Annotated in this window: 7 protein-coding genes; 2 read left to right on the forward strand and 5 right to left on the reverse strand. The window is 40.3% G+C overall.

Translation table 11 applies throughout. The features are described 5' to 3' along the window. Positions 1-189: 189 nt before the first annotated feature. The 3 genes from QZ562_RS02805 to thpR form a co-directional block, all read right to left on the reverse strand. Entirely contained in the window at positions 190-792 is a 603-nt protein-coding gene (locus QZ562_RS02805; protein ID WP_293756641.1) for a histidine phosphatase family protein, read from the reverse strand. Continuing rightward, positions 792-1,646, reverse strand: a complete 855-nt coding sequence (gene purU, locus QZ562_RS02810; protein ID WP_293756643.1) for a formyltetrahydrofolate deformylase — start codon at positions 1,644-1,646, stop codon at positions 792-794. Before purU ends, QZ562_RS02805 begins: the two co-directional genes overlap by 1 nt. A gap of 143 nt (positions 1,647-1,789) precedes the next feature. Then, positions 1,790-2,329, reverse strand: a complete 540-nt coding sequence (gene thpR, locus QZ562_RS02815) for an RNA 2',3'-cyclic phosphodiesterase (protein ID WP_293756646.1) — start codon at positions 2,327-2,329, stop codon at positions 1,790-1,792. A 78-nt stretch (positions 2,330-2,407) separates the two neighbouring features. Between thpR and hrpB the strand changes: the two genes are divergently transcribed. Both hrpB and mrcB read left to right on the forward strand, forming a co-directional pair. Continuing rightward, complete coding sequence (hrpB, locus tag QZ562_RS02820; RefSeq protein ID WP_293756649.1) at positions 2,408-4,930, forward strand: ATP-dependent helicase HrpB; 2,523 nt, start codon at positions 2,408-2,410, stop codon at positions 4,928-4,930. Continuing rightward, on the forward strand, positions 4,927-7,302 hold the full coding sequence (mrcB, locus tag QZ562_RS02825) for a penicillin-binding protein 1B (RefSeq protein WP_293756652.1): 2,376 nt from the start codon (positions 4,927-4,929) through the stop codon (positions 7,300-7,302). Before hrpB ends, mrcB begins: the two co-directional genes overlap by 4 nt. 118 nt (positions 7,303-7,420) lie before the next feature. Here mrcB and QZ562_RS02830 read toward each other — a convergent pair whose 3' ends face one another. Next, positions 7,421-8,176, reverse strand: coding sequence for a sulfite exporter TauE/SafE family protein (locus QZ562_RS02830; protein ID WP_293756654.1), 756 nt, complete (start codon positions 8,174-8,176; stop codon positions 7,421-7,423). 122 nt (positions 8,177-8,298) lie between these two features. After that, positions 8,299-10,593, reverse strand: coding sequence for an aminotransferase class V-fold PLP-dependent enzyme (locus QZ562_RS02835; protein WP_293756656.1), 2,295 nt, complete (start codon positions 10,591-10,593; stop codon positions 8,299-8,301). Positions 10,594-10,643: the final 50 nt, after the last annotated feature.

Raw genomic sequence — 10,643 nt, forward strand, 5'->3', positions numbered from 1 at the left:
AAGAACACAGAGCGGTTACTGAGCACAAAGACCGATGGTTTCGCAAATGACCATTGTTGAGAATGGTCAGCATCTAGCCAAAAGTAGAGTGATCCTAAAGATTTTAGTGGGGTATTTGAAAAATGCGCAACTGGTAACAAAGTAAGACTAAGTCGCAATGGGTATTTTTAAAACCGTCTAGTAATTGACTCATACAGCAGTCCCTGTCGTACTTCTTTTATCTAGATGCTCTGCATCACACAATGTTAAGACCGTTCTTTTATCTGTCCCATCTACCTCAGTAATACATGTATTTTGAAAGTTTAATAGTGGCAGCATAAGTTCATCAACAGTTAAATGTTGTTTAATCAACTCGCGTAATACCAAGCCGTGTGTCATCACAATTAAACTACCCGTTGTATTGAGATAACTCGTTAATATAAATTCCCAAACAAGATTAATGCGTGCTACAAATTGTTGATGGGTTTCACCATTCGGTGGTACGTATCCTTCAGCGAAAAAATCAGCATTAATTTCTGCATAAGTCTTGCCACGCAAATCCCCAAAGTTTCTTTCTCTGAGAAGAGGTTGCAGACTGAATGAGGACTGATTTGATGCATGTAATGGAGCTGCTGTTTGTTGTGCGCGCAGATAATCACTACAGATAATTTTTGTTATTGGAATATTCTGAAATCTCTGCGCAAGTTGTTGGGCTTGTTGCTGCCCTAGCTCTGAAAGTGGTGTATCAGGTGTTTGTATAATTCTATCCCTGTTGCCATTGGTTTGGCCATGGCGTATTAGATAGATAGACATTAAGCAAATACCACAGTTTTGTTTTTATGAATAATGACACGGTCTTCTAAATGATACCGAACGCCATTTGCTAAAGCTATTTTTTCACAATTTTTACCCTTACGCACCATATCCTCAGAGGTATCGCTATGACTAATACGCATCACTTCTTGTTCAATAATTGGCCCTTCATCTAAATCGCTAGTCACATAGTGGCAAGTGGCACCAATTAACTTAACACCTCGATTATAGGCTTGTAGATACGGTTTAGCGCCGGCAAAGGAAGGTAAAAAACTGTGATGAATATTGATCGCTTTACCCGCTAACTTTTCGCAAAGGTGCCCGGGAATAATCTGCATAAACCTTGCGAGCACAGTCAAATCAGCTTGATAGGTTTGGATAAGGTGTTCTACCTCCGCAAAAGCTTCTTCTTTTGATTTATTTTTAAAGTCGACCCAATGAAATGGGATCCCGTGCCAATCTGCAAATTGTTTTAATTGTGGATGATTGGCAATAATACATGGAATATCACACAACAATTCCCCGCTGTGCCAGCGATGTAAGATATCCATTAAACAATGGGATTCATGACTGGCCAGCATCACTACTTTTTGTTTTTTGTTTGAATCAGCAATTTTCCAATTCATTTGAAATTTCTCAGCAATAGGCTTAAAAGCCTGCTTCACACTTTCAATACTCACATTGAGCGATTCAGCTTTAATCTCGTGGCGCATAAAAAAGCGATTTGTTTGCTGATCTGTATGATGACTCGCCTCGACAATCGTGGCTTCTTGGTCGGCTAAAAATTGACTAACGGCTGCGACTAGACCTACTTGATCTGGACAATCGATGACTAATCTAAATGTTTGTTGCATAACTCATAAAACCTTAATTCCGATTATTTCTTATTGTGACTCGCTAAAGCCGATGGGGTAAAGAACAAAAAAGGTTACATCAGAACCACCCTAATATAAAACCTGAATATATAACTTCAACATATAGCATGCATGGATAAGGTTCAGGTTGATTGAAAGGCAAACATTTTAGCTAATAGCCAAGAATGTCGAATGTGATAAGACACCCCTTTTTTACCTGACATGGATTCAAATAGATGAAATTCTGCGTTACGCCAAGTCAATGTAGGTTCGATTAAAGCTGCTGGTGGGCTGACTGAGCATTTTCTGGCAAGTGTTAGGTGTGCGATATAATCTTGTTTAGGTAATTGTAAACCTATTGAGTTACCTATTTGAGATAGGCTTTTTACAAGTTTCAGATGCTCATTATGAATATCGTTACAACCTAACCAAAGGGCTTTAGGTTTTGACCAATAACCTACTTGGTTAAGTGAAACATCAAATGTGTGTATATCAGTTAATTGGTCGACAGCCTTGCACAATTCATCGAGCTGCTTAGGTATGAGCCGACCTAAAAAAGCTAAGGTTACATGAAAATTGGCTGCTGGTACTGGTCCATCAAAGTGAGGAAATGCTTTATTTCGCCACACCTCTATTGTCAACTTAGTTTTGGCGTCAGGTGATAAACCAAAAAATGCCCGCATACTGTCACCCCTTATGTTTGTTATCATCTTAGAAATATACTCTTCACAAATTTTTATTTAAAACCAAAGAGATGTCATTTGTTACCTGTTGAACATATTTTGCCTGCATTGCATCAACAACTCATGGTTGGTGATGCTATCGTTGTAGCGCCTCCTGGCGCTGGAAAGTCAACCTGTTTGCCCTTGTCTTTGCTCAAATTAGACGTATTTAAAGATAAAAAGATCATCTTGTTACAGCCAAGGCGTATTGCTGTTAGAAATATTGCTGCGTATTTGGCTAGCCAATTGGGCGAGCCTGTAGGGCGAACAGTGGGTTATCGAATTAGAGGTGAAGTTAAAGTCACAAATAATACACGTTTAGAAATTGTCACAGAAGGCATTCTAACGCGGATGTTACAGAACCAGCCTGAATTGCTTGATGTGGGTTTAGTGATTTTTGATGAATTTCATGAACGCAGTGTACATGCTGACTTTTCTTTGGCGTTATGTATTGAAGTGCAGCAAGCCCTGAGAGACGACTTACGCTTATTGGTGATGTCAGCCACTCTTGACGTTGTTGCACTGAGGGAGTTGTTGCCCGAAGCTAAATTATTAGAGTCTCAAGGAAAGAGTTACCCCGTAAATATTGTTTATCAAGCTGACAATTCAAGTTTACATTTGTTTGAAAAGATTAGTCGGCTTGTTATCCAAGTCTTTGCCAGACATAAACATGACGTTCTGGTTTTTTTGCCAGGTGCTGCCGATATTAATAAAGCGGCCCAGTATTTAAACCAACACTTCGGCCAGCTCTCTAGCCAATACGCTAGTCAGGACTATAGCCAGAAACGTACAGTTGAGGTCGATGTTCTGAAGTTGTTTTCTGAACTATCAAAAAATGAACAACAACAAGCCTTATTACCCCACCCTGATGGAAAACGAAAAATTGTTTTAGCAACCAATATTGCTGAAACCAGTTTAACCATCGAGGGCATAGAAGTCGTTATCGATAGTGGTATTGAAAAAAATGCCATTTTTCAACTAAATCGGGGTATCACTCACTTGCAGAGCCAAAAAATATCGCAAGCTTCGGCCACACAGCGTGCAGGCAGAGCGGGGCGTTTGATGACTGGTACTTGTTACCGGTTATGGAGTAAAGAACAACACAGTCGGCTAGCTAAACAAAGCACGCCTGAGATCATGCATACCGACATGAGCAGTTTTATTTTAGAAAGTATGATGTGGGGCTCGGATGTGTCGGCGCTTGCGTTACAAGACTACCCCAGTGATGCACAACTCTCCCAAGGTTTTGGTCTGTTAAGACAGCTTGGACTGATAGATGCCAACAAAAAGTTGACGGCTTTAGGGCGAAAAGCTCATGGGCTTGGTTGCCATCCCAGTATCGCAGTCATGTTAGTGCAAAGTGCTAAAATGAGTTCGGAGCACCTAAGTATGGCGTGTGCTTTAGCGGCACTAATCGAAAACAAAGACCCCATGGGCAGAAATACTAACGGGGCAAGTTTATCAGCCAGATTACATTTTGTTTTGCAGCAAAAAAATCATGTTGTTTGGCAAACGATCCGCCAATGGCACTCGAAGTTAGCGTGTCGCCTTTTAACATGGCCAATCGAAGATACCGCTGTTTTAGTGGGTTATGCCTATCCACAATGGCTGGCAAAACAGAGAAAAAATGAACGTTATCAACTGGTGAATGGAAGTGGAGCCGTGTTGTACCAAGACGACGCTTTGACCACACATAACTGGTTAGCCATAGCAAACATGCAAACCAGCGATAGGCAACAAGACAACGCGCAAATTCGTTATGCAGAGTCTTTAACATTGTTACAACTTGAGCAGCATTTTCAACATCTGATTGAGAAAAAAGAATATGTTGCCTGGGATCACGAAAACCAAAGAATAGTCTCGGAAATGCATAAGACTCTGGGTGAAATTGTGATTAACAGACAACCAATTAAGCGACCTTCTGAGCAGCATATTCTGTCTATCTGGCAGCGTGTCATTCAGGGTAAAGGCATAGTTGGGCTACCATTTGATGAAGACGTACTGCAACTTATTTATCGGGTGCAATTGGCGGCAAGTTTTATTGGGACCCCATCGTTTCAGGCATTTCCAGATTTCACGGAGTCTGGTTTACTCAACTCTATGGATAGATGGTTAATGCCCTACCTGAGGCATGTATTAACTTGGCAGCAACTCACGCAGTGTCATTTTCTACAACAGCTGCTCAACGAGTTAGACTACGCACAGCAACAAAAATTAAATAAACAATTTCCTAAACGATTGGTTTTACCTAGCGGCACAAGTGCTCAGTTGACTTATACATCAAGCAATAGTGTAGTGTTATCGGTGCGTATGACTGAACTATATGGCTTGCAGCTTCATCCAACTGTTGCACAACAACAAGTCCCAATCACAGTCGAGCTGCTCTCACCTGCAGGTCGGCCCATACAAACGACCCAAGACTTACCAAGATTTTGGCAAGGAAGTTATAAAGAGGTACAAAAAGAAATGAAAGGCCGCTATCCTCGCCATTTCTGGCCAGACGATCCGGCTAATGCACAAGCAACAACACGCACCAAAAAAAGAATGAGCAGTAAACCATGAGTAAAATTCCCGTTAAACCTAAACCTGCCACCAAAAAAGCCAGAACATCTAACAAGCCGAACCGTTCGCCCTATGTTTCAATATGGAAACGGCTTAATCCTTTTCGCTGGTTTTGGCGACACTGGGGTAAGTTATTGTTTATCTTTATCTTAGTTGTCGCGGCCTATTTTATTTATCTGGATGCTCAAATCATCCAGAAATTTGCAGGTAATAAATGGCAAGTACCGGCACAGATATATGCACGTCCAATGTTTTTGAATGTAAAACAAGAAATTAGCATTAATGAGATTGAAGAAGAATTACAGTTATTAGGTTATCGAAAAGTCATTCAGGCAGATAGCTCTGGCGAATACCAAGTATTGACGAATAGTATTCGTATTCAGCGTCGCAAATTCAATTTCTCTCATGGAGCAGAAGATTTACGTTATATTGAAATAAGCATTAAGAATGAGCGTGTTAGTCTGATCCAAGACCTTGATAGTTTTCAACGTATCGATAATGTTTACCTTGAACCATGGTTAGTTACTCGTCTGGTCAGCAGCGGTCGCGAAGATCGTATGTTGGTTCAAATCAACGATGTTCCACCTATTTTAACCCAAGCGTTAGTAGCAGTCGAAGATAAAGATTTTTATCAGCATATTGGTGTGGCACCACTTTCTATATTAAGAGCTTTAATAGCCAATATTTCTGCGGGACGAACCGTTCAAGGCGGAAGTACCTTGACTCAGCAGTTGGTTAAAAACCTTTTTTTAACACGTGAGAAATCTTTAGTACGAAAAGCTAAAGAAGCAATGATGGCGTTGATTATAGAATTTAGGTACAGCAAAGATGTGATTATCGAGGCTTACCTTAACGAAGTGTTTTTAGGACAAAATGGGGATACTGGCGTTTATGGGTTTGGATTAGCCAGTTATTTTTATTACGACCGCCCACTGAACGAGCTAAGTATTGATGAAATCGCTACTTTGGTAGGCATTATTAAAGGCCCTTCATATTATAACCCTCGCAAATATGAAGAGCGGGTGACACAAAGGCGTAATATAGTTTTACGCTCGATGTTTGAAAGTAACCACTTGTCACCCAATGAATATCAAAACTTGGTAAAGCTACCGATTAATTTAGCAACTGGTGCAAGCTTGAGAAAAGACAAGCACCCAGCTTTTATGGATCAAGTGCGACGTGAATTACGTTTGGTGTTGGATAATCCAAATATTCGGCAGTCAGGGGTAAAAGTGTTTACGACCTTGGACTCTAACGCACAAGTGAAGGCCGAACGTGCTGTTTCTGATGGTGTTGTTGTGCAAGAAAAACGCTTGGGTAAAAGTGGGTTTGAAGCAGCTATGGTTGTCACAGATATTGATTCGGGTGAAATTCGCTCGATTGTTGGTGGGCGTAATGTTGCTTATGCAGGTTTCAACAGGGCACTGGATGCCAAACGCTCTATCGGTTCACTGATCAAGCCAGCCATATATCTTACTGCGCTGGAGCAGCCAAAAAGCTATAATTTAGCCACACACTTAACAGACGAACCCATAAAGCTTAAAAGCACGTACGGTAAAATGTGGGAACCACAAAACTCAGATAAAAAATTCCGAGGCCAAGTACCACTGTTGATAGCGTTGAGCCGGTCACTTAACGTGCCAACCGTGTCGTTAGGTATGAGTTTGGGCTTAGGAAACATAGCAAATACTATCAAGCGCTTAGGTGTAAAAGAAGAACTCGATTTATACCCAGCTTTAACATTAGGAGCGGTAAACTTTTCACCGCTACAAGTAAACCAGATGTATCAGACTATCGCTAACAACGGTCGCTACATACCTCTGCATTCAATTACGGCCATTATGTCTGCTGATGATGACTTGCTATGGAAATTTGACATTGCCCCACAACAACGAGTTAATGAACAAGCTACTTATTTGCTGAACTATGCACTCCACAAAGTGACGTTAGAAGGGACGGCTAAAGCTGTTCGAACAAAATTTCCTGATGTTAATATGGCAGGTAAAACGGGAACTACCGATGATTATCGTGACAGTTGGTTTAGTGGTTTTGATAAAAACATTCTTGTGACCAGTTGGATAGGCAAAGATAACAACCAACCTGTTAACTTAAGTGGGGCAAGTGGGGCCATGCAGTTATTTATTGCTTATCAACAACAACAACAGCCTAGGTCATTGGTTAGGCGTTTCCCTGATGGATTGAGTATCGCTCACTTTGATAATGCATCGGGTAATTTAAGTAAAGCTGGGTGTGCTAACACCTTCAGTGTGCCTGCTATTACCGCCGCATTACCTCCCGTACCTAATCGATGTGTTGGCAAATCGGCTGTGCCAGATAAGCGTAAAAGTCTATGGGAAAAAATATTTGGTTAGCTGTTATTGTTGCAGATTGGAATTAATGTTTTATTCAAGATTTTTGATCCCTCTCGCCGATTTCCTGACAGGATAAGCGCAACTGATAATAGACCCAAAAGTTATCTTGAGCCATTTATCATGCGGTAAATAGTATTTGTTGGCAGAACATAAATATGGCCATTACACTTATAAATACTGCAAACACTTTTTTGATTTTTTGCTGGGGTAGTTTCATAGAATAATATTGACCTGTAAAACTGCCTACAATACCTATGCTGGATATTATGCCAATAGTTGACCAATCTAATAATTGGTTATTTTCGTGAAGAATAGACTGATATTTAATAAACGCCGAGCCTGAATTGATTGATATCACCACCAAGCTAGTAAAAACGGCCTGTTTCATTGTTATCCCGCCCAACAACACTAAAGCAGGTACAATTAAAAAGCCACCGCCAACGCCAACAAAGCCAGTCAGTAGACCAACTCCAATGCCCTGCATAATGATTAACAACCGGTTTATTTTGTGAGGTATTTGCATCTGAAAAGAACGAAACATTTTCCATGCAGCTGCAAGCATAATAACTGCCAATACCATGACTTGTGCTTGCCCTGAAACATAACTGCTGGCCCAAGCTCCGACATAGGCACTGACCATACTTGGACCGCCAAAGTATAGGACAAGTGTCCAATTGACTTTTCTTTGTTTTATGCCAATTAACGCCGTTGTTGCACTGATAGAGCCAACAATAATTAGCGCACTAGCGATAGCTAATTTTTCAGTATATCCCAAACCATACATCAACAAGGGTACTGTTAAAATTGCTCCGCCTGACCCTAAAACACCTAAACTTAAACCAACAAAGCTGGCACTAATTAACACAAATAACATTCTATAGACTCTCAAGGATAGTTCTAACATCAACAAAAATGTTGGTTTTTTGATTTAGCGCTATTGGTTTTAGAACTACAAATATCACAAGCAGATACTGTTTCATCACAAAACAACACACCCTAGTATTGGTGCAACGCGTACCCACCTTTTAAGTGTCCAACATTTTCAAAACCTAAACGTAATAGTGTCTGCGCCGCTAATTGAGAACGGCCACCACTTCGACAAACTAAAATTAACTGTTGTTGTTTATTATGTTTATGCTGGTGCATAAATTCTACCAATTGAGTTAAAGGTACATTATTTTCAAAGTTTTTATCGTGCTGTAGTGTGTATTCGTAAGACTCACGAAGGTCAATGAATTTAATATTGTTGGGTTGTTTCAGAGCCTCGGCTAAACTGTGACTATTATACTCACGCACTGATGCTTTTTTGCAATCACCTATTAAATCGCCACACATGATTTTACGACCTGATTGGTCGACAATATCTGTGTCCATTAATGTTTTTTGAACCGAGAAATCTTCGATGTTTATCTCGTTATTCATAACGTGTGCAAGTAACGAGTTACGTGATATCTCTGCGCTAATGCTAGTGGTAAACTCATTATTATAATCATGGCTGGGGCAAATGAGGCTTTCAGTTCCTACAAGTGCTTTTAATAACTGCAAACTTGAAAACATAGCCGCTGCACTACTGCATGAAAAATTTGTTCTACCAAGACTGTCCATTAAGATTAAATCACCACAAAACGTATAGTGAACGACTAATTCGTCTGTTGAGTCTTTGATAGGATCACAAAGTAACAAGCTAGTACTGTCAGTGGTATGGCCAGGTGTGTTGACTTTAACTAACCATTTATCACCCAATAAAATGTAGGGGTAGTGTTGGCCATGAATGACTGTTGTCTTTGAGTGAACTGGCCATCCAAGCATGTCTGTTTGTTGTTGAGCTAAATCATCAGTAAGTTGGGCTCGACAAGACAGATGATCGCCATGGCCGTGAGTGTCGATTACAGCAACTAAATTAAGCCCCTGACAGGTCAGTAATGTTTGCAGACGCCCAGTTAACTCGGGTAAGGGGTCAATAAATATGGCAGATTTTGTTCTTTTATCGACATATAACCAACTACAGCTTCCACCTACCTTAAATTGTAATAAACCTTCTAGTTCTGTTTTGTCAGCAGTGATACTGGTGTTTACTGTTAAGCAGCTTTGTTTTAATGCTTGCGCGGCAAACACTATTCTTGTGCACGCTTCGTCAATTTGTGGTTGTGTCATCGCTGGCCCAAAGGACATTCTAATTGCCGATTCACTTTGCCAGTTTGGCAGTCCCATGGCGTCTAATACAAAACTGCCCGTTACCTTTGAACTACAAGCAGCGCCAGAGCTGACACGTATATTTGCGGCGTCAAATAAATCCATTATTTCTTTAGAGCTAAACCCGGGAATGGTGAAGTTAATAGTTGTTGGTACTGAATTTTCAAAACTATGATTAAACACAATTTCTGGGAAGGCTTGAGTTAAAGCTGTAGCAATTTGTTGACGAAATAAATGGAGCGTTTTTAAAGCAGTAAAAGTATTTTTAGTTGCTTTGTTGAGCATGCTAAATATAACATTTAATGCGGCTAAACCAGGCAGATTTTCAGTACCTGAGCGTAAACCACTTTCTTGGCCACCACCTGCAATGAAAGGGGTAAATGGAGATGTTTCTTTAATATACATAAATCCAACACCTTTAGGAGCATATAATTTATGTCCACTAAACGGTGCGTAATCGATGCTGGTTTTTGCCAAGTTTAAATCTGTTTTGCCTAATGCTTGAACACAATCTACCATCCAAGCGGTATTTTTATTATTGGCACGTATGGTTTGGTCCAGTAAATTGATGTCCTGATAAACCCCGGTTTCGTTATTAACTGCCATGGTACAAATCATCAAGGCATCGGGTACCTCTTTTGCTATAAAATTAATATCAAGCTGACCCAGTTCATTCACTGGAATAGCTTTTATTTCAGCATTTATTTCAAGAATTTTGTTCCAGTGTTTAAGTGACTCAGGTACTGCCTTATGTTCCGTGGCACCGTACAAGAGGCAATATTTTTTACTGCTATCAAGAGTTGTTTTAGCATGTTGTAACGCCGATAAGATCGCAGTTTGAATTCCTTCTGTAGCACCACTTGTAAATATTACCTTACCGTTACCAGCACCAATAATAGTTTGTGCCTGCTGCCGTGTTTCATCTATTATCTGTTTTGCCTGCAATCCTGTTACATGACCACTACTGGGATTACCAAAGAGTGTCTCCATGGTTGATAAAGCTGCCGCTGCAGCTTGAGGCAATACTTGAGTAGTGGCATTAGCATCTAGGTAAATTAAACTGAGGGGTTGCTTTGGGGTTGCAGGTAAATTAATCATAAAACTCTCTCAGATTATTCTGTTAATCGTTGCATTCGACTTTGTAAGAT

Source organism: uncultured Paraglaciecola sp. (genome assembly GCF_913058035.1).
Taxonomy (GTDB): domain Bacteria; phylum Pseudomonadota; class Gammaproteobacteria; order Enterobacterales; family Alteromonadaceae; genus Paraglaciecola.

What these genes read in the sequence shown, in the direction of transcription:
- QZ562_RS02805 (WP_293756641.1), bottom strand. Translation starts at nt 792, where the DNA reads ATGTCTATCTATCTAATACGCCATGGCCAAACCAATGGCAACAGGGAT.
- purU (WP_293756643.1), bottom strand. Translation starts at nt 1,646, where the DNA reads ATGCAACAAACATTTAGATTAGTCATCGATTGTCCAGATCAAGTAGGT.
- thpR (WP_293756646.1), bottom strand. Translation starts at nt 2,329, where the DNA reads ATGCGGGCATTTTTTGGTTTATCACCTGACGCCAAAACTAAGTTGACA.
- mrcB (WP_293756652.1), top strand. Translation starts at nt 4,927, where the DNA reads ATGAGTAAAATTCCCGTTAAACCTAAACCTGCCACCAAAAAAGCCAGA.
- QZ562_RS02830 (WP_293756654.1), bottom strand. Translation starts at nt 8,176, where the DNA reads ATGTTATTTGTGTTAATTAGTGCCAGCTTTGTTGGTTTAAGTTTAGGT.
- QZ562_RS02835 (WP_293756656.1), bottom strand. Translation starts at nt 10,593, where the DNA reads ATGATTAATTTACCTGCAACCCCAAAGCAACCCCTCAGTTTAATTTAC.